16 protein-coding genes and 1 pseudogene are annotated in these 19,532 nt (G+C 46.0%); all 17 read right to left on the minus strand.

The features are described 5' to 3' along the window. Positions 1-16: 16 nt before the first annotated feature. Positions 17-1,999, minus strand: coding sequence for a flagellar hook-length control protein FliK (locus tag KW548_14390; protein ID QXX06266.1), 1,983 nt, complete (start codon positions 1,997-1,999; stop codon positions 17-19). A 138-nt stretch (positions 2,000-2,137) separates the two neighbouring features. Next, the gene (gene fliJ, locus KW548_14395; GenBank protein ID QXX06267.1) at positions 2,138-2,557 is read right to left on the minus strand and encodes a flagella biosynthesis chaperone FliJ; all 420 of its coding nucleotides are present in this window, start codon (positions 2,555-2,557) and stop codon (positions 2,138-2,140) included. 23 nt (positions 2,558-2,580) lie between these two features. Beyond that, positions 2,581-3,906, minus strand: a complete 1,326-nt coding sequence (fliI, locus tag KW548_14400; protein QXX06268.1) for a flagellar protein export ATPase FliI — start codon at positions 3,904-3,906, stop codon at positions 2,581-2,583. Continuing rightward, on the minus strand, positions 3,906-4,706 hold the full coding sequence (fliH, locus tag KW548_14405) for a flagellar assembly protein FliH (GenBank protein QXX06269.1): 801 nt from the start codon (positions 4,704-4,706) through the stop codon (positions 3,906-3,908). Before fliH ends, fliI begins: the two co-directional genes overlap by 1 nt. Before the next feature lie 21 nt (positions 4,707-4,727). Further along, positions 4,728-5,786: a flagellar motor switch protein FliG gene (gene fliG, locus KW548_14410; GenBank protein ID QXX06270.1), complete on the minus strand. Its 1,059-nt coding sequence runs from the start codon at positions 5,784-5,786 to the stop codon at positions 4,728-4,730. Then, the gene (gene fliF, locus KW548_14415) at positions 5,779-7,524 is read right to left on the minus strand and encodes a flagellar M-ring protein FliF (protein ID QXX06271.1); all 1,746 of its coding nucleotides are present in this window, start codon (positions 7,522-7,524) and stop codon (positions 5,779-5,781) included. The genes fliG and fliF overlap by 8 nt, the downstream gene beginning before the upstream one ends. A gap of 16 nt (positions 7,525-7,540) precedes the next feature. Continuing rightward, complete coding sequence (gene fliE / locus KW548_14420; protein ID QXX06272.1) at positions 7,541-7,852, minus strand: flagellar hook-basal body complex protein FliE; 312 nt, start codon at positions 7,850-7,852, stop codon at positions 7,541-7,543. 98 nt (positions 7,853-7,950) lie between these two features. Further along, positions 7,951-9,351 (minus strand): sigma-54 dependent transcriptional regulator, encoded by a 1,401-nt coding sequence (locus KW548_14425; protein ID QXX06273.1) that lies wholly within the window; start codon positions 9,349-9,351, stop codon positions 7,951-7,953. Then, the gene (locus tag KW548_14430; protein ID QXX06274.1) at positions 9,351-10,412 is read right to left on the minus strand and encodes a PAS domain-containing protein; all 1,062 of its coding nucleotides are present in this window, start codon (positions 10,410-10,412) and stop codon (positions 9,351-9,353) included. The genes KW548_14425 and KW548_14430 overlap by 1 nt, the downstream gene beginning before the upstream one ends. A gap of 122 nt (positions 10,413-10,534) precedes the next feature. After that, positions 10,535-12,001, minus strand: coding sequence for a sigma-54 dependent transcriptional regulator (locus KW548_14435; GenBank protein ID QXX06275.1), 1,467 nt, complete (start codon positions 11,999-12,001; stop codon positions 10,535-10,537). A 257-nt stretch (positions 12,002-12,258) separates the two neighbouring features. After that, the gene (gene fliS, locus KW548_14440; GenBank protein ID QXX06276.1) at positions 12,259-12,669 is read right to left on the minus strand and encodes a flagellar export chaperone FliS; all 411 of its coding nucleotides are present in this window, start codon (positions 12,667-12,669) and stop codon (positions 12,259-12,261) included. A gap of 11 nt (positions 12,670-12,680) precedes the next feature. Beyond that, positions 12,681-12,983, minus strand: coding sequence for a flagellar protein FliT (locus KW548_14445; protein QXX06277.1), 303 nt, complete (start codon positions 12,981-12,983; stop codon positions 12,681-12,683). A gap of 3 nt (positions 12,984-12,986) precedes the next feature. Further along, complete coding sequence (fliD, locus tag KW548_14450; protein QXX06278.1) at positions 12,987-15,011, minus strand: flagellar filament capping protein FliD; 2,025 nt, start codon at positions 15,009-15,011, stop codon at positions 12,987-12,989. 20 nt (positions 15,012-15,031) lie between these two features. Continuing rightward, on the minus strand, positions 15,032-15,460 hold the full coding sequence (flaG, locus tag KW548_14455) for a flagellar protein FlaG (protein QXX06279.1): 429 nt from the start codon (positions 15,458-15,460) through the stop codon (positions 15,032-15,034). Positions 15,461-15,530: 70 nt separating this feature from the next. Further along, positions 15,531-16,664, minus strand: coding sequence for a flagellin (locus KW548_14460; GenBank protein QXX06280.1), 1,134 nt, complete (start codon positions 16,662-16,664; stop codon positions 15,531-15,533). Positions 16,665-16,892: 228 nt separating this feature from the next. Further along, positions 16,893-18,026: a flagellin gene (locus tag KW548_14465; protein ID QXX06281.1), complete on the minus strand. Its 1,134-nt coding sequence runs from the start codon at positions 18,024-18,026 to the stop codon at positions 16,893-16,895. Positions 18,027-18,271: 245 nt separating this feature from the next. Next, positions 18,272-19,405: pseudogene (locus KW548_14470) on the minus strand (flagellin). Positions 19,406-19,532: the final 127 nt, after the last annotated feature.

Here is a 19,532-nt window from a genome sequence, read left to right on the forward strand (position 1 = left end):
CTTACTTTTCTATAGTTTAAGCGTAATAACTGATTCCATCACGCTTTGTTGTGACATTCAAATCAAGATTGACGTCTGGTTCAAGGTTTTCTTCACCTGCAAAGGTCTGGTTGCCGTTACCTTGACCGTTTCCAGCCCCATTTCCAGCCGCATAGCGATTTTGTTGCTGTCCCGAAGATTGCTGCTGAACAGAAGAGTCCCCCAATTGAACGCCCTGCTGGGCTAGCATCTCACGTAAACGAGGCATGGAATGCTCGATGACATCCCGCGCCTGTTGATTTGCCACCGTAAAGTGCACCGTCGCTCCCTCTCCAGTCATACTCATACGGATCTGGAGCCGACCTAATTCTGGTGGATCAAGACGAATGTCGATATTTTTCAGATTCTTCGACATCATCATTTGGACTCTTTCAGCCACTTGATCGCCTGCCATTTCTCGGTTTAACTGCATAGGAGCCTGAGCAGCCGCTTGATCTGCTCGCATTTGATGCTGCGCTGTTAAGCCTTGCTGGCCTGCGGCTTGAGACAACTGCTGAGCAAAGCCTGTTTCATGTCCTTGGTCAGCACTTTGTTTGCCCTCGCTCCCAACGAGCTTACCTAAAGACCCTGCCGCTTTTGCTCCCATTACCGCTTTGAGCATAGCCTGTTCACTGGCAACTGGTGTAGCGGCAACTTGCTGAAATTGACTAGCAGCAAGATCATTTGTCAGCGGTATAACTGCTGCCTGCGGGGCAACTTGTAGATTGTTTTGGGCAGCAGTAGAGAGGTTGGAAGGGCTATGCAAAGCCTGCTGTACAGATTGCGCTAACTGCGCCTTTGGTTTGGCATCCGGTTGCATTGGTAGTTCATCATTTCCTGCTTCTGCCGCAGTAGCGCCCCAAGGTATTCCAGTCACAGGGGCAACTGTGTTGGCTGCAACCGTTGGGTCAATAGCAATGTCAGCTTCGTTCACCGATGCCATTGATAGCGACGAGTTAGATGACAAACCTTTCTCTACAGCAGGCCCTACAACTTCACTACGCTGGCTCAGCGTTTGCCTATGCGCCTCTGCTTTTGCAGACTCCAAAACCAGCTCAATCTCTTTATCGGACAAACCTTGAATTTTCAGCTCATGTTTTAGCTGTTCAATTTCAGGATTGGTCAGTGTAGTTTTATCGCCTTTGGGCTGGGCCATTGCCGCTGCATCCCCAGTGCTAGCCATCATTGCACTACCACTGTGATTGTCTGCAGCCATGACATCTTCTTTCAGCTGCGCTTCAGATTGAATAAATGGTTTCACACTCTCTGGAACCATGACTTGTTGCTCATCAGTCAGTTCAACCTCAATCTTATTACTATTCGAAGCAGCTGACACATTGGCGTCAGTCAGCTCTTCATCCTGATATTGGGCTGACAAGAAGGGAGTGACAGAATCCATCTGTGTCTCTTGGTGTAATTTTTCTTGCTTTTGTTGGAAAGGGTCGGCTACCTGAGCCGAAGACTCTGATGATTGTGGCAACTCGTTGCCGTTTTGGGGTTTAAGCGCTCTATTGGCTTCATTTAAACGACTCAACAGTTCTTCGTTTTCAGACACAATTTTATCTGCGTCTCCTTCAGGTTGTTGAGCGGCTTGTTGTTTAGTAGAGAGCTCAGCGTCTCCTTTACCGGCCTGTGTGTCTTGGTCTGTTTCCGATTTGAGCAACGCATCAGTAGAAGTACTTTTAGCATCAGAGGCTACCACCTTTTCTGGTTGAGACTCGCCTTCGATACTGACGTCGTCACTATCGCTAACCTCTTGATCTAATGAGGCTTTGATACGTTCCTCCCCTTCAATCTGCTGAGCCACTTTTTTTGACTCCACATCGGAAGCTTTTTCTTCGCCAGATTCACCCTTGATAAGTGACGCCAACTTGGAGAAAAAACCCTCAGACTGTTTGGCGTCCTCACTAGCTTCAACCGATTGAGGTGACGATGTTGCCCCTTTAGAGGCATCGGAAACCGGAGTTAGATTCACATTCATAAATAGATCACTCACGCATAATTGAGAGGGCAGTCACGGCCAATAATTCAAACAGTAAGTAGCGGCAACACGTTATTTAAAGAGGAAATTTGCAAGAAGTGCGCCAATCAGAAAGGTAAAGAGCTCATTAATGTGATGCTAGTTCAGTGTACGACGAGAATATTGGAGGGTTGAGAACTCATCCATTTGTTTTTGCTCACGAATATTCTGTAAGCGTTCTTTCTCGGTCTGCTTTTTCTCAATCAGCCACTCGTAAGAGCGGCGTTGTTTGCGACATTCGAGCCAATTTTGCTCACAACTGTCAACTTGTGATTTGAAATGCTCCTCTGCCTGCTTCTGCTTAGCCAAGGTTTCATCTAATGTCGTAAGGAAGCGGTTCAGATGAGAGTATTGGCTAGCTGTCAGCCCTTGTTTGCCTCTTTCGACCAGTTGATTGCAGTAATCAAGACGATAGTTTTCTATCTGCTCCAGTTGCTGATAATAACCATCCAATTCTACTCGTGCCTGATTGAGCGCAAGTACCGCTTGGTTCTCTCGTTCCTGAGCCTGGCTTAACAAAAATCCAACGCATTATCCATAAATTACGACTCTCCCTGTAGAAGATTGCGTAACATATTGACACACATGTCGAATGGAACGGTCTCTTTCATCGCCTGCTGTAAATACCCATCCAGCCGTGGTTTTAAAGTAAACGCACTGTCAATGGCTGGATCAGATCCCGGTTTATACGCACCAATCGATACCAAATCCTGATTTTTACGGCAAACAGACAACACCTGACGTACCGCTTTGGACATCAACATCTGCTCTTCGGAGGTAATTTGTGGCATGACACGGCTGACTGATTTCTCGACATCGATCGCGGGATAATGGCCAGCATCCGCCATTTCACGAGACAATACTATATGACCATCTAAGATCGCTCGCGATGCATCAGCAATCGGATCTTGAAGATCGTCACCTTCCGTCAACACAGTAAAGAATGCCGTAATAGACCCTTGTTCTTGGCTGCCATTACCCGCTCGCTCCACCAAGGCTGGCAGCTTGGCAAATACCGAGGGAGGATATCCTTTGGTCGCTGGCGGCTCACCAACAGATAAAGCAATTTCACGCTGAGCCTGAGCAAATCGCGTCAAAGAATCCATCAACAGTAGTACATCTAATCCTTGATCACGGAAATATTCCGCAATCGTCAACGCAGTCTGACAACCTTTAAGTCGCATCAGTGGAGAAGAGTCAGCCGGCGCAGCCACGACAACCGAACGTTGACGTCCGTCTACCCCAAGAATTTCTTCAATGAATTCTTTTACTTCACGTCCACGCTCACCAATTAGACCAACAACAACGACTTGGGCCGTCGTTCCTCGAGTCATCATACCTAAGGTAACCGACTTACCCACACCAGAACCAGCGAACAGGCCAATACGCTGACCTTTGCCTACCGTCAGAAGTCCGTTAATGGCTTTGATACCAACATCAAGAGGCTCAGAAATGGGTTTACGCGCAAGAGGATTAATAGGATCGGCGTTGAAAGCTGCTCTTTTCTCTGTATACAAAGGCCCTTGGCCATCTAACGGATTACCAACACCATCGATCACTCGTCCAAGAAGTTCCATACCAACAGGTAAGCCGGCGTCACTCGTCAAAGGCGTGACTTTAGCACCAGGCAATACACCAGTGATTTGCTCGCTCGGCATTAAGTAAAGGTTGTCACCTGAGAAGCCGACGACCTCTGCTTCCATTTCTCCGTACATGGTTTCGACTTTGCAGAGACTGCCAATGGGAGCGCGACATCCGGTAGCTTCAAGGGTTAATCCAACAACCCGAACGAGTTTGCCTGAAGCAACAGGGCGACAAGTTAACCCTTGAGTTTGGTACTGAGATAGGCGTTCAGCCAGTGCTAACATTACTCACCACCTTGGTGGCGATTTACCCCACAAAAACTCTGCAATACATTACGTACTCTGTCTTCAAGGCGATAGTTAACACTCGACTCACCCGCTTCGATCTGCACATCTCCACGATTCAGTGCAGGCTCTGCCATCAGAGTCCAGTTACGAAATTCCAATTCTTCTTCACCATATGCAGAACGAATGGTTTCAACGTCTTCTGGATGAAGTTTGAGGGTAATCGAATGACCAGAGACTGGCAGAGATTCAACAGATTGCTTAATCGTATCAAGTACAACTTGAGGGTTGGTTTGTACTTCGACATGAACCACTTCTTTAACCAAAGTCAGTACCATGTCGACTAATTGCTTTTCAACCTGAGCATTCATTAACTCAAGCGGTTGAGCAAACTGATTCGCAAGTCCAACCAATGTTTGGACTTGCTGTTGGATGAATTCTTGCCCTGCTTCGATGCCTTCGGCTTTACCCGCATCCAACCCTTCTTGATGACCTTCTTGCTGACCTTGTTCTTTGCCTTTATCGTAGCCTTGCTTAAAGCCGGCTTCCTGCCCCTGAAGCAAACCTTCTTCATAGGCTTGCTGCTTAATAAGCTCGATGTCTTCAGCTGTCAGCTCTTTAGGCGCTTCTTCTTCAGGCTCAGAAGAAATGGGCATCCAGCTTGGGTCATAATTCATCGCAGTTTCTTTCGCCTGCTTATGAGTTTCCGGCGTATAGTCCGGCATTCCCCAGCGCTCTGGCTTTTGAATTTGCTCGTCATTGTCCAAGCGCAGAAAACCGCGCTTTCTTTCCCCAGACATAAAATGATTACCTGTTTTTAATTACAAGAATTCGTCTGCACCGCCACCTAGCATTATCTCACCGGAGTCAGCCATACGGCGAGCCACAGCCAATACTTCTTTCTGTGCGGCTTCCACATCAGAGACTTTAATCGGCGGCATCGCTTCAAGATCATCACGCATCATCTCAGCAGCACGTTTAGACATGTTCTTGAAGATCTTCTCACGCAGAGGCTCATCTGCGCCTTTAAGTGCACGTTGCAACGCGTCTTGTGGAACGTCACGCAACAGCTTCTGAATACCTTGGTCGTCGACTTCGATAAGGTTCTCGAAGACAAACATAAGATCCTGAATCTGCGTTGCCATGTCTTCGTCCTGATCGCGAATCTGCTCCATCAGGATACCTTCAACATTGTTGTCCATGTAGTTCATGATTTCTGCTGCAGCCTTCAGGCCGCCAATTTTGGCAGCTTGCGCACCGGCTTGACCTGCGAACTGTTTCTCCATGATTTCATTCAACTCGGCAAGCGCTGAGGGTTGTACTTCTTCTAAGTTCGCGATTCGCATCATCAAATCGAGACGGTCACGTTCGGCAAACTGAGATAAGATTTCTGCAGATTGATCCGGTTCGAGGTAGGACAACACAATAGTTTGAATCTGAGGGTGTTCGTTAATAATGATACTGGCAACCTGACGAGGATCCATCCACTTAAGTGAATCCAAACCCTTCGAGCCAGTGCCCAGCAATATTTGATCTACAAGATTGTTGGCTTTGTCTTCACCAAGGGCGGCAACCAATGCATTTCGCATGAAATCTTCACTGCCCATACCTATGTTGGTGTATTTCTGAATATCTTCCAGGAAAGCTCGGTGTACCGCTCCGACTTTTTCTTGGCTTAAGTCAGCAGCACGAGCCATCGCGCTACCAACACGTTGTACTTGTTTAGGTTCTAGGTGACGAATGATACCTGCTGCGTCTTCCTCATTTAAACTCAACAGGAGTATCGCTGCACGTTCTTCGCCCGGTATAGTTTCTATATCCACGGTGTTCTCTACAACTTCGCCACCGCCTTCTCCCTGTGGTACGACTTCGTTAGGCATCTTCCATCCAGTTCTTCACTACTTGTGCCGCCAGTTCAGGCTCGTTAGCAACTAGCGCTCTAACTGCTTTCAGCACATCTTCATCTTTATGGAGGTTAGGTAAGTCAATACTGGAGCCAAATTCAAACAACTCACCACCATCCATATCTCCACCAATCAGACTGGTTTCACCATCAGCCCCAATCGGTAACCCATCTGGTCCATATAGCTGATCATCATCTTCCGACGCAGGGTTGAGCAGTTTCTTCAATGCTGGGCGAACCAGAACAAGCACAACCACTATGATCACCAACGCACTGGCAAACCAACGGACCCAATCGTTGAAGTTAGGGTGCTCCCAGATAGGTACATCTGCAATTACTTCAATTTCTGGTTCCGCGAACTGCATACTCAGTACATTGAGCAAGTCACCCCGGTTTTCATCAAAGCCAACAGCACCAATCAACACCTGACGGATAGACTGCAGTTCTGCATCCGATAGAGGCTGGTACGTCGTTTCACCGCTATCAGGGTTAACCGAAGCGCGGTTTTTAATCGCAACGGCGACCGTTTGACGATTGACGATACCTGTCTGACGACGCTCATGGCTGATGGTCGTATCCAACTCAAAGTTACGTGTTGCTTCCTTATGTACAGAACCCTGTCCCATCAATGAGCCGTCTTTCATTTGCGCGACATCTTGAGGAATAGAAGCGTCTGCCGGAGGCTGGTTACTCAACGCACCGGGAACACCTGCCACTACATTACCATTATTATAGTCTTCCAGCGTGTATTCACTTCTGGTTGATGGTGTATTGGGATCAAAACTTTTACGCGTTTGCTCTATGGCGCTGAAGTCCAACTGGATATCGACTTGTGCGGTATAGTTGCCAAATCCAAGGATAGGAATAAGTACAGAGTCAATCTTGTCACGTAGTGCTTGTTCCTGCTTACGCTCTAATTCGTGCTCTTTACGCCGCGCTGCTGAAGCTGGATCTTGCGAACCCGAACTGAGTAAACGACCATGTTGGTCTGTCACAGTAATACGAGTCGGTTTCATGCCTGGGACTGCACTTGCCACCATATCCACGACAGAGTCAACTTCTTCTTGCTTAAGTGACGTGCCAGTACGAAGTGTAAGGAAAACGGAGGCCGATGCTTCTTGATTATGACGAACAAAAACGCTTTGTTTCGGTAAGGCCAGCAGCACGCGTGCTTTGCGCACTTGTTTCATTTCTTCAATCGCTTTGGCTAACTGACGTTCACGGCTGAGTTTTAAGCGTTCCTGCTCTAAACGCTGAGAAACACCGAATCCCATATCTTGCATCAGAATTTCATCGCCGGCTTGCTTCTCATTGTTTAAACCAGCACGAACCATGTTCAACTTGAGCGAGTTGTATTCACTGGCCAGAACAGAGATGGTGTTCCCTTCCAGTTTGTAATCAATTTTCTGTTGATCAAGGTAATCTAGGACAGGAATTAACTCTTCTGTATCGTAAGCTCCGAGTGGACGCATTTCTGGCTCTCTTACCCAGAAAAACAGCATCACTATTAGGGCGACACAGATGGAGATGGAAAGCACCAACACCACTTGACGAAGGAGATCAAGATCCCCCACTGCCATATCAAATTTGGATGAGCTTTGTTCATCCAAGTCTGGATTTTGAACATCAGTATCCATTTCTGATGTCGCCATCATCGCGGTATCAGGACCACCGTCCGACACCGCAATATCCGTTGATTGATTTTGTTCAGCCACAGACTATACCTATCACTTAAACGGGCATGTTCATCAATTCTTTGTACGCTTCAACTAGCTTGTTACGTACTTGAATCGTTGCCTCAAACGCAACGCTGGATTTATTTCGCGCGATCATTACGTCAGATAAAGACACATCCTCATCGCCACGATCAAATCTCATTTGCAAGTTACTTGATGTCTTTGACAGTCCATTCACATTGTTGATGGCATTGTTAAGCAGATCGCCAAAATCCGCACCGACCGTATGACCAGTCGCGGCAGGTTTAGTGTTCGCTGCTTCGAACATCATTGCTTGCATTTCGCCTTGAAAACCATCAACTTTCATAGAGCACCTCGGACGTCAACTCTTTGACTACAATTCTTGCTGTAAATATGACGCTGCAATCTACATGCCATATCAATTTGAGCGTCGAAAATAGCACGTTAGTTTGGAATATCAATCCCTGCATCACGCATTTTTGCTAACTTGTAGCGCAAGGTGCGTGGGCTGATACCTAATTTCTCAGCCATTTCCTTTCGACGGCCATTGCATTCCGATAATGTCTCCAGAATGATAGCGTATTCCTGCTCTCTCAGTTCACCACCAAGACCAACGCCAGTAGCGAATACGTTATCAGGCTCAGCGATCGGTTTAATATTGGGGGCCGTAATTTCACCCGTTTCCACTACATGCTGTAAACTGCCAGCATCCTGCCAGTCTAGGCCTTCAAGTAAAATATGATCGCTCGAAACATTACCATTCTCACTGAGAATTAATGCTCGTTGCACAACGTTATCCAATTCACGTACATTTCCAGGCCAAGAATACGCCAATAATTTACTCATAGCGCTTGATGAAAGCACAGGAACAGGTAGCCCTAGCTTCTTACAATGACGCTCTATTAGGTGGCTCGCTAGTGGCTCAATGTCACCTTTACGCTCACACAATGCCGGCCAAGCTAATGGGAATACATTCAAACGATAGTATAAATCCTCTCGGAAATTGCCTTCCTGAACATACATTTTGAGATCACGGTTACTGGTGGCCAACACTCGGACGTCAAGCTTAATGCTCTTACGGCTGCCTAAACGCTCGACCTCACGCTCCTGCAACACACGGAGTAATTTGGCTTGAAGGTTCAAATCCATTTCACTGATTTCGTCTAGCAGAATGGTACCGCCCTGTGCTTGTTCAAATTTACCTGGACACGCTTGAATAGCACCAGTAAAAGCGCCTTTTTCATAGCCAAACAGCGTTGCTTCAAGCATATTGTCAGGAATCGCAGCACAGTTGATCGCGACGAATGGCCCATCTTTACGATTCGAGGCGTTATGGATATAGCGTGACATCACTTCTTTACCTGAACCACTCGGTCCTAACACCATAACGTTGGCATCTGTTTTGGCGACTTTGTCAGCCATTGCAAGTAGCTTCAGGCTTTTCGCATCCGCCACAACCGCATCACCATTATCATCCGATTTGACCGGCGCATAGCGGCTGACCATATTCAGTAAAACTTCAGGTGCAAATGGTTTGGCCATATAGTCAATGGCGCCATCTTTCATGGCTGAAACAGCATCTTCAATATTGGCGTATGCCGTCATGAGCAATACAGGTAAGTTTGGCCAGTGTTGTTTAATGTTACGTAACAGTGCCAAGCCGCCCATACCAGCCATTTGTACATCGGACACAACAATATCAACGGCGTGAGCTTTGAGTTTAATCAAAGCATCTTCAGCACTATCGGCTTCTAACCACTCATATCCAGCCAGTGCTAGGGTATCGACCAAGGCTTCGCGTAGACCTTCATCATCTTCTACGATTAGTACTTTGCTTTGTGCCATTATCCTTCTCCTGTCATTATATCGTGGTCAGCATGCGGAGCACGCTCCAAAGGAATACAGATGGTAAAACATGCGCCATCACCTTCTTCTGAAATCAGTTCTAACCTTCCGTCGTGAGCACGGCATACCATTTGAACAACGGCTAGGCCAAGTCCCGTACCTTGGGATCGAGTGGTGAAGAAAGGTTCCATTATTTGGTTATGTAACTCTTTAGGTACACCTGGGCCGCTGTCTTGTACCGAAATTTTCAATTCGTGGTTAACCGGTCGGAAAAAAACATCAACTTGAGATTCCTTTCCTGCGATTTGAATGGCATTCATCACCAAATTACTTAGCGCCGAAGCAACCGCATTCGCATTGCCCAATAGCTGAGTGTCTTCTTGTTCGACTTCAAGGTGATAATCAATCTGGTTGTTCTTAAGAGCGGTTTCCACCATAGGAGAAAATTCAGACACCAATTCTGAAATGGTGAAAGGCTTCACCACTTTGTTGTCCCCTCCCTTGGCAAACAGCAACATGTCGTTGACCTGTTTTTCCAGATCATGCAAGCGATCCATCAGCTTGTTTTGGAAACGATCTTTCGTCGCAGGTGGTAAGTTCGGAGCGCCCAGATTTGATGCGTACAACATCGCACTGGAAAGAGGAGTCCTAACCTGATGCGCTAAAGAAGCAACCATACGCCCTAACGAAGACAAACGCTGCAAATCGCTGATGCGAGACTGTAACAGGCGTGTCTCAGTCAGATCGGTAATCAAAATCAGCTGGCCTGTCGTAGACGCTGAAATCGCCAAACGCACTTTACGGCCATTACGAAGAGAGATTTCATGACCATCATCTTCACGGGGAGAAAATGCTTGTTGAATCACTTCAAACCATTTTTGGCCTACAAGCGGCATCTCTAGCAACCGCTGAGCTTCAGGGTTCGCTTCATGAACAACGCCTTGAGTATCGAGCAAGATCACGCCTGCAGGCATGACGTCCAACACCTGTTTGTATCGTTCAACTTGTTCTTCGAGTGTTCCAAGTGGTTGCTGATTCATGATCGCCTGAGCTGATTGCATGTCGAATTTCTGCCTTAAAAACTACAATAGCCTGACATGCAATAAACAGGCCAGGCTATTTTTCATATATTTCAGAAACTTAATGTAGAGTCGGTATTTTGACAGCGTCGAAAATACCCAAATTAACGCTGCACATTGTATTTTCTCATCTTCTCAACCAGCGTTGTCCTACGCATTCCAAGCATATCAGCAGCACGGGCAACTACGCCTCCCTGAGCCTCTAGCGCTTGGTTTATCATGTTAACTTCCAACTCGGCTAACATCTCCTTAAGGTTAACACCTTCAGGCGGTAACTCTTGAGGGGCATTGGAGTTTTCATGTAGGGCTTCAGTCGCATCAAGGCTGAAATCTTCAGAAAAAATATCCTGCAATACGTCACGTTCCTGTTCTTCAACAGAAGCAAACGCATTATGCTCTGGCTGAAACTCAGGGATATCACTATATCGATACTTGGTTGGTAGGTGATTGACGTCGACCAAACTATTTGGATAAAGAATGATCATTCGCTCGACAAGATTCGCCAGTTCGCGAACATTACCCGACCAATTGTGCTCCATTAGTGAGTTGATTGCTCTCGGCGTAAAGCATATTGGCTGAGCGCCCTCAGCTTCCATTCGCGTCATCAACTCTTGCAACAGCAACGGGATATCCTCTATACGGTCACGTAGTGCTGGCATTTCGATTGGGAACACATTGAGTCGGTAATATAAGTCTTCACGGAAAGACTCATCATCAATCATGGTTTCCAAATTACGGTGAGTTGCCGCAATAACACGAACATTGACGCGAATAGTAGTGTTACCACCAACACGCTCAAAACAACGTTCTTGTAATACTCGTAGCAATTTGACCTGCATTGGCATCGGCATATCACCGATTTCATCAAGGAACAAGGTACCGCCTTCTGCCAACTCAAAACGCCCTTTACGAGAGGTAATCGCTCCAGTAAAGGCCCCTTTTTCATGGCCAAACAGTTCACTTTCGAGCAGATCAGGAGGAATAGCACCACAATTGATTGGCACAAATGGCCCAGTTCGACGTGTCGAATGGTAATGAATGTTGCGTGCAACAACCTCTTTACCTGTTCCTGATTCACCAAGGATGAGCACATTGGCCTCAGTAGCGGAGACTTGCTCTATCAGGTGGCGAACTTCTTTAATACCAATACTCTGCCCAACCAAACTTCGGAATAGAGTATTTTTTCTTGAGGACGAAACTACATTGACACCTTTACGACCAAGGAAATCTTTGCAATGACGAAGCGCTTCACTTAACTGAGGATAATTTAAAGGGTATTCCAGTTCACCAACATAATTGGTCATTTCGTCAACTGGATAAGAATGTGTTCCCACGATAAGTAAAGGGATATGGTTAGCTTGGGAGAGTCGAGTACTCATCTGCGTTGAGAAGTTCTGGCTCTGAAGAGAACCAACAATGCATCCAGCCCAAACATCCGACCAGTTAACGTCGTTCAGCTGTGCGGAACTGATCGCCTCACATTGTTCTCCGACAAATTCTAATATATTACTCAGATTGATGCGTGCTTGGGCATCATCTTCAATTACGAGCAGCTTTGCTAAACCTTGCATAGGTGAGAATTATTGCCTTTATCTTGAAACGTTGTGTCTGTTATTTCTGTTTCTAACAACTAATCTAACTATAGAACAGGATTAGTGATAGACAATTTATAAACTTCAGCAACAAAATAAGCCACTAGGCTACTAAGTGGCTTATATTCTATTTGATAAAAAAATAAAGGCAACCAAGCAATTAGGCGATGTGATATCTGCCCAAAAGCTTTTTATGCAAGATATTTCAATACAACTGTAAAAAGTAAACTTATATCTTAGATTCCTACATCAGTCGCAGTCAGATTATGGTATTCCGGTGGAATTTGTTCCCATGCTGATTTAATCTCGCGAATGATATCAATCACGTCATCAATAGGTTGAGGATCATTCTTATGATTTGCCTCAGTGATTTGGGTAATCATAAACTCGTATAACTGATCCAGATTCTGGGCAATATCACCACCATCGTCCATCGATAAACAACTGCGTAAGCTAATGATGATATCTAGGGCTTTACCCAGTCTCTCACCCTTGATCGGAATATTGCCCTGCTCCATTGCCGCTTTGCCCTGAATCAAGCGCTCGATAGCGCCCGCCATCAGCATTTGAACAATTTTATGCGGGGAGGCAGCACTGAGCTGGCTATCTACCGATACCTTCTTGTAAGCCTGTAATGAACCACGCATAACAATCCTCTTTATAAAAATTTCTTGTACTGCTGCACTGATTTGTTGCCATAGCGGTACTTTTTCAAACTACTGCCAAGTTCTGCGGTTTTCTTCTGCATCAACTCAACAGTCAACTGAGTACGCTCGATGGCACTCTGCCATTCTGGTAACTGAGCTAACTCTTGTTGTTCATTAATAGTACTTATCAAGGTTAGCAATAACTGTTCCCTTTTATCGACCAACTGAACGATTTCTTCAGCATTAATGTCACCAGCTGAAAGATTATTGGCAATATCGCGATCAAGATCACAAAGAAATGAGATCTGTGCCAAAAATCATCCGCCGAGTGCATTCATCATACCTGCTAACTGAGATTGCATATTACTCGTCGCGTCTTGCATCGCCGTAAATTTGGCGTGTGTACGTTTCTCTAGACTGTCCATACGGCGATCCAGAGATGCTTGATCATCATCAAGGCGATAGTTTTGTTCGACCATGCTACGCTCACGAGTGCGAATTGAGCCAGTAACGCCCGTTATCCCCTGAATCGCATCTTCAACTTTTTTCGCAAATCCTTGGTTACCGCCAAAGAAATCTTCTAACTTACTGAAGTTGTTATTGAGCTGGCGATCCAACATGTCGTAATTGATTTCCAGTGTCCCCTGACGTGTCGTTGTAATACCGAACTCAGTCAGTGTTTTCAGATCTTCAGGGGCAGGTTCAACTCTTGAAGAAAACACCGATTTCAATCTTGAATCGGCACTGCGAACCACACTATCACCCGCTAGAGGTCCTGCGGCTCCAGTTCGCGGGTCGACTCCTGAAAGCTCTTGAGAGACCTGATAAAACTGGTTGTATGCCGAAACGAATTGCTCAATATCGTCTCGTACGCCCTGACGATCATATTCGATATCAATCTCCGAAGGCGTTTTACCTTGTTCGGAACGACCTTTGAGCGTTAAGTCTACGCCTTCGATAGCGTCTTCAATGATATTGTTATCACTGGAAAGCTGAGCAACACCATCAAGCAGTACTTTCGAATCCTGCGCGGCTTGTACTTGGCTCATACCACGATAAGCGTCAAATGACTCCTGCGCCGATTTCAGGTCAGCTTGGGCCTGATCAATTCGTTCCAGATATTCTCTTTCTTCTTGCGGCAGTTTGGCACGTTCAAGCTCTTTGGCTTGCTCTGGGCTCAATTCACCTGCCAGAACGCGTGCTTGAAGCGAGGCTCTTTCCTGAGCGAGTTGCTCTTCCAACTCAGCTTGTTTAGCATCTAATGCGGCCTGCGCTTCTTTTGGTGTGACATAGGAGTCCGTCAGAGTACCTGAAGCCGTGACACTCCAACCAGGAACATCAGGGGCTTTTTCCAGCGCTTTGGCATCTAGTTGAGGCTCGGGCTCCCAATACGAGTCAAGCAATGTACCGGACGCGGTCGCGGTCCAGCCAGGAATACGCTCTTCTGGCTTTAAGTACTTATTAGCTTCGGCACCGGCCGCAGCAGCGGCTGCAGCGGCTGCATCTGATAGCTCGTTACCGACACTTGCATCTTTTGCCGCATTGGGATCGGCAGCCACTGCCGCTTGTTTGGACGTATCGGCAATCTCCTGATCGACAACCTTTGCCGCCTCGATGTTTTGCTCTGCGATACGATCGGCAACCGCTTGTTCTTCATCAGTGAGCGGTTTGAGGAGATCTTGTGCCGTGGCACGAGCTTGCTCAAGATCTTTAACACGCTGTTCAAGCGTTTTGTATTCGAGTCTTTTGAGAAGATTGTCCGGTGCTGATTCCACACTCAATTTCAGAGCGTTTTTTTCACCTGAATTACTCGAGGCTACGATAAGACGTGGGCCTTCGACATCATTGATGACCGATGCTCGAACGCCTGGATTGGTTTTGCTGCCATTGATACCGCGAACAATATCACTCAGCTTAGAATTTTCCTGTACATCAACGGTGAACGTTTCTTCACCGAGAGAAACTTGCAGCTTACCCGGGCCAAATTTCGCATCTTCTGGTACAACATCAGACGCAATTTTATGACTCTGGGCAAGCTGCAACACATCGATAGCATATCTACCAGCGATAGCTTCAGTGGTTGCCGTCGCGGATACAACGGTATCATCCGTAGACTCTACCTTTCTTGCAGCAAACGCTTTCTCTTGACGAAAGCTCGCCATCAAGTTTTTCATCGTATCCAACGACTCTCTGAGCCGTCCGTAGGCACTGATACTGGAATCAATTTTGCCACGCTCATTATCGATTCGTTGCTGTTTAGGTACGCGCTCCGAATCAACAATTTTGCTGACCATGGCATTGATATCCATGCCAGAATTCATCCCTACCGGGCCAAAGCTCATTCAATCACCTCAAAATACGATCATACCCTCTGGTTCAAAAGCCCCGATGAATACCGAGCTGTTTGATCCCTCAGGCGTCGCAGTATTTCTAACATTTCCTCATCGGGTATCTGACGAATTATGTCGCCAGTATCCGCTTCATAAATGGTAACTACATCTCTTCCCGATTCTTCGTCGACTCGAAAAGATAAGCCAGTGTTAATGGACGCAATGAAATCGTTCATTTGCTGTACCATACGTTGCCGCTCTTCCCTGTTAAGCTTTTCACGTTGTTGAGACGCTTCTATCGCTTGATTAACAGCTTCAGCAGCTTGTTCTCTCACTTCGGCTGTAGAAACCTGTTCTTTCCGCGAGGAAACTTGCTGTGCACCATCATATTTTGAAGCAACTTTAGTGCCACTTTCTGAGCCGTAAGGCTGGATGTTCGATGTGTAGGATGGTATTTCCATAACAATCTCCCTTCCACCTTATAGGTTGGTAATCACGTTACCTACCAATAAGCTCGTTCGAACCTATCGATTAACCTAATAAGCTAAGAGCTGCTGATGGTGATTGTTTTGCCTGCGCCAGGACTGAGGTACTTGCCTGCTGCAAAATCTGCGACTTAGTCATCTGAGTCGTTTCTTTCGCATAATCAGTATCTCGGATACGGCTACGAGACGCGTTGACGTTCTCGTTGATGTTATCCAAGTTGCTGATCGCATGGCTGAATCGGTTCTGGAATGCACCCAACTCGGCACGCTGGCTATCTACCGTTTTCAGGGCACCGTCGATGACCGAGACCGCCATCTGTGACCCTGCTACAGTAGAAACATCAACATCGGAAACCGTTTTATTTTCAGCGGCACCAAAACCGATATCACCACCTAACGCACCACCAATCGTGACATCTGTCGCGACTTTGTTATTCGCAGCGAATAGCTGCAACTTCCCTTCGTCACCAACCGACGCTTTTACGTCTTCACTTTGACCATTGATGTAAGTCGCAAGCTGCTCGATATCGTCACCAACCTTAGCATTTATGGTTAACTGTTTAGTTTCCCCATGTACGTCAGTATAGTCCAGAGTAAGGTCTGTTGTACCCTGAGAGACGGTCCAATCGTTATCTTTACCCTGTTGCGCGATGTATGCTTTACCACCCATTGCAGAGGTATCTGAACGCATATTACCCATAGTGAGCATTACAGCCTCACCTGAGCTCGCACCGATCTGGAATGACTGACTACCAAACGTACCATTAAGCAATTTGTTACCACCAAATGAGGTGGTTTCTGCGATACGGTTTAATTCGTCATTGAGTGCGGTAACCTCTTCTTGAATCGCAATACGCTCTGAACGCGAGTTCGAACCATTTGACGATTGCAATGACAGGTCACGCATACGTTGAAGGATATTGGTTGTCTCATTCATTGCACCTTCAGCCGTCTGTGCAATGGAGATACCATCGTTTGCGTTTTTCACCGCCATGTCTAAACCACGACTTTGCGATGTTAAACGGTTGGAAATTTGGAGGCCTGCAGCGTCATCACGAGCACTGTTAATTTTGTAACCCGACGATAGACGCTCCATCGATCTCTGCATGCCATCAGCAGCACCATTAAGGTATCGCTGAGCAGTCATCGCAGACACATTGGTGTTTACGTTAATTGCCATATTGATCTCCTTAGGCATTAAGGTGATGCACCTCAGCGTCTCTCACCTCACTTTGGTGCATCTCATTTCTCTCAGTCCTTTAACGGCGAAAGAAATATATCCTTTAGAAAAATTTTTAAAAAAATTTCTGTGATGAGTATCAATAAGCTATAAATATCTTTAAAATCAAATAATTATAAAAACAAAAAAAATCCAGCCGAAGCTGGATTTTTTTTGGAGATTTTAAACTTAGCCTAGAAGATTAAGAGCTGAGTTTGGTGTTTGTTTTGCCTGGGCAAGAATCGAACTTGAAGCCTGAGAAAGAATTTGCGATTTAGTCAATGCTGTTGTTTCTTTCGCAAAGTCAGTGTCTTTGATACGGCTCTTAGACGCATTCACATTCTCATTAATGTTATCTAAGTTGCTAATCGCGTGGTTGAAGCGGTTCTGGAAAGCACCCAGCTCAGCTCGGTGGCTATCTACATACTTCAATGCCGAGTCAATGATTGCCACAGATTCTTGAGCACCACCCACTGATGTCACGTTAATCGTATCGACAGTTACAGCTTGACCTTGCCCCATGCTAAGTTCGCCAGCCAGACCACCGCCAAAGCTTACTGCACCTTCCACTTTATCTGTACCAGCAAATACCTGTAGTTTACCATCTTGGTCAACAGATGCTTTAACCATGTCAGTCTGACCATTGATGTATGTCGCTAGCTCTTCAATATCGTCGCCTTCTTTGGCATTGATGTTAATGGTTTGCTGTTGGCCGGCAGTATCAGTCAGTGTGATAGCCAAGTCGTTTGCACCTGCCTGTACTGTCCAATCTTTATCTTTACCATTTGCTGCTTGGTAGCTTGTACCGCCCATGCCAACGTTGTCTGAACGCATGTCGTTCAAAGTCAACATCACGGCTTCACCGTTGTCTGCACCAATTTGGAAAGATTTCGTCGCGTAAGTACCGTTCAGTAATTTGTTGCCGCCAAAAGAGGTGGTTTCTGCGATACGGTTAAGTTCGTCGTTTAGTGCGGTTACTTCTTCCTGAATCGCAACGCGCTCTGATTTAGAGTTAGAACCGTTCGCCGATTGTAGCGAAAGGTCACGCATACGTTGCAAGATGTTAGTCGTTTCATTCATCGCACCTTCAGCAGTTTGTGCGATAGAAATACCGTCATTCGCGTTACGCACTGCAACATCTAGACCGCGGCTTTGCACATTCAAACGGTTAGAGATCTGTAGACCTGCTGCGTCATCTTTAGCGCTATTAATCTTGAAGCCAGAAGATAGACGTTCCATTGAAGTTTGTTGTGCATTGTTAGCGCCATTTAGGTAACGCTGTGCTGTCATTGCTGCTACGTTTGTGTTTACATTCACTGCCATGGTGATTTCTCCGTTTGATTTTCCGATGTAACCGGTTTCCGACGTCTCGGAAAACCAAAGTAGTTCTCTCAAAGTTACTTTTATTAACGGCTCAATTTCGAGAACCTTGAGTATTTTTTTAAGTTTTTTTTGAAAAAAATGCTTTTGGAGAAGGAAAGTTGACCAAATACGAAAAAACTTAAAAAAACGCAATTTTTCGCTAAAGCTTTAATTCACTCAGTCGATAATATTTTCTTTTTTGATAATTAACCCAATAAGGTAAGGGCTAGATTTGGCTGTTGTTTAGCCTGTGCTAGGATGGATGTGCTAACTTGCTGTAAAATCTGTTGCTTAAGCATTTGAGTGGTTTCTTTAGCGTAGTCAGTGTCTTTTATACGGCTATTCGACGCGGCCAAATTTTCATTGATATTACCTAGGTTGTTAATCGCATGATTAAAGCGATTTTGCATCGCCCCTAATTCGGCGCGATGACCATCAACATATTTAAGTGCGGTATCTATGACAGATACCGCTCGCTGTGCGCCGCCAACGTTAGAAATGTCCAGATTATCAACCGCTTCATAACCAGCTAGCCCCATTTTCAGTTTGCCTGCAAGGCTGCCAGAAAAAAGAAATAGTCCCTGATGTTTCTTTGCCTGCCATGAAGACTTGCAACTGACCATCTTCATTTACAGAGGCCGAGACTTTATCCGTTTGACCATTGATGTAAGTGGCTAACTCTTCGATGTCATCACCGACCTTAGCCTTAATCTGAATTAATTCCTGCTGACCCTCGGCATTGGTGTATTCCATCACCAACGTTTGGCTGCTCTTAGAAACCTGCCAGTTATTGTCCGCTTTTCCAGCAGCAATATAACTGAAGCCCCCATCTCTATACTATCGGATCGCATGTTCTTCAGAGACACCTGAACCGCTTCACCGGAACTACCACCAATTTGAAAAGAAGAACTGGCAAATGAACCATTGAGCAATTTTCGACCACCAAAAGAGGTAGTTTCGGCAATTCTATTCAATTCATCATTCAAAGCCGCCATTTCTTCCTGTAATGCACCTCTTTCTGATCGACTGTTCGAACCATTCGCCGATTGTAATGAAAGATCACGCATGCGTTGAAGAAGGTTGGTCGTCTCACTCATCGCACCTTCGGCTGTCTGCATGATGGATATACCGTCGTTCGCATTGCGCATTGCGACGTCCAAACCACGCATCTGAGACTCAAGTCGATTCGAGATCTGCAAACCTGCGGCATCGTCTTTAGCACTATTAATACGATTCCCTGAAGATAACCTCTCCAGAGATTGGTTCAGCATGTTCGTCGCATTCGTAAGATAACGCTGCGCCGTCATTGCTGATACGTTGGTATTAACAGTGATTGCCATAACGATAGATAGTCTTTCCTCAACAGGGTTATCTGTTATATCGGCCTGAGGAGATTTTCTTTAGTCTTTTTTGCACAAAAAAACCGAGCGTATTAGCTCGGTTTAAAATCGGTATAGTCCACAGGCT

Source organism: Vibrio neptunius (assembly GCA_019339365.1).
Lineage (GTDB): Bacteria > Pseudomonadota > Gammaproteobacteria > Enterobacterales > Vibrionaceae > Vibrio > Vibrio neptunius.

Bases quoted from the DNA above. Each gene is read 5' to 3' on its own strand.
- fliD (QXX06278.1), bottom strand. From the start codon at position 15,011: ATGAGCTTTGGCCCGGTAGGGATGAATTCTGGCATGGATATCAATGCC.
- KW548_14465 (QXX06281.1), bottom strand. From the start codon at position 18,026: ATGGCAGTGAATGTAAACACAAACGTAGCAGCAATGACAGCACAGCGT.
- flaG (QXX06279.1), bottom strand. From the start codon at position 15,460: ATGGAAATACCATCCTACACATCGAACATCCAGCCTTACGGCTCAGAA.
- KW548_14435 (QXX06275.1), bottom strand. From the start codon at position 12,001: ATGCAAGGTTTAGCAAAGCTGCTCGTAATTGAAGATGATGCCCAAGCA.
- KW548_14460 (QXX06280.1), bottom strand. From the start codon at position 16,664: ATGGCAATTAACGTAAACACCAATGTGTCTGCGATGACTGCTCAGCGA.
- fliG (QXX06270.1), bottom strand. From the start codon at position 5,786: ATGCCTAACGAAGTCGTACCACAGGGAGAAGGCGGTGGCGAAGTTGTA.
- KW548_14425 (QXX06273.1), bottom strand. From the start codon at position 9,351: ATGGCACAAAGCAAAGTACTAATCGTAGAAGATGATGAAGGTCTACGC.
- KW548_14390 (QXX06266.1), bottom strand. From the start codon at position 1,999: ATGAATGTGAATCTAACTCCGGTTTCCGATGCCTCTAAAGGGGCAACA.
- fliS (QXX06276.1), bottom strand. From the start codon at position 12,669: ATGCGTGGTTCATTACAGGCTTACAAGAAGGTATCGGTAGATAGCCAG.
- fliE (QXX06272.1), bottom strand. From the start codon at position 7,852: ATGAAAGTTGATGGTTTTCAAGGCGAAATGCAAGCAATGATGTTCGAA.
- fliI (QXX06268.1), bottom strand. From the start codon at position 3,906: ATGTTAGCACTGGCTGAACGCCTATCTCAGTACCAAACTCAAGGGTTA.
- KW548_14430 (QXX06274.1), bottom strand. From the start codon at position 10,412: ATGCAATCAGCTCAGGCGATCATGAATCAGCAACCACTTGGAACACTC.
- fliH (QXX06269.1), bottom strand. From the start codon at position 4,706: ATGTCTGGGGAAAGAAAGCGCGGTTTTCTGCGCTTGGACAATGACGAG.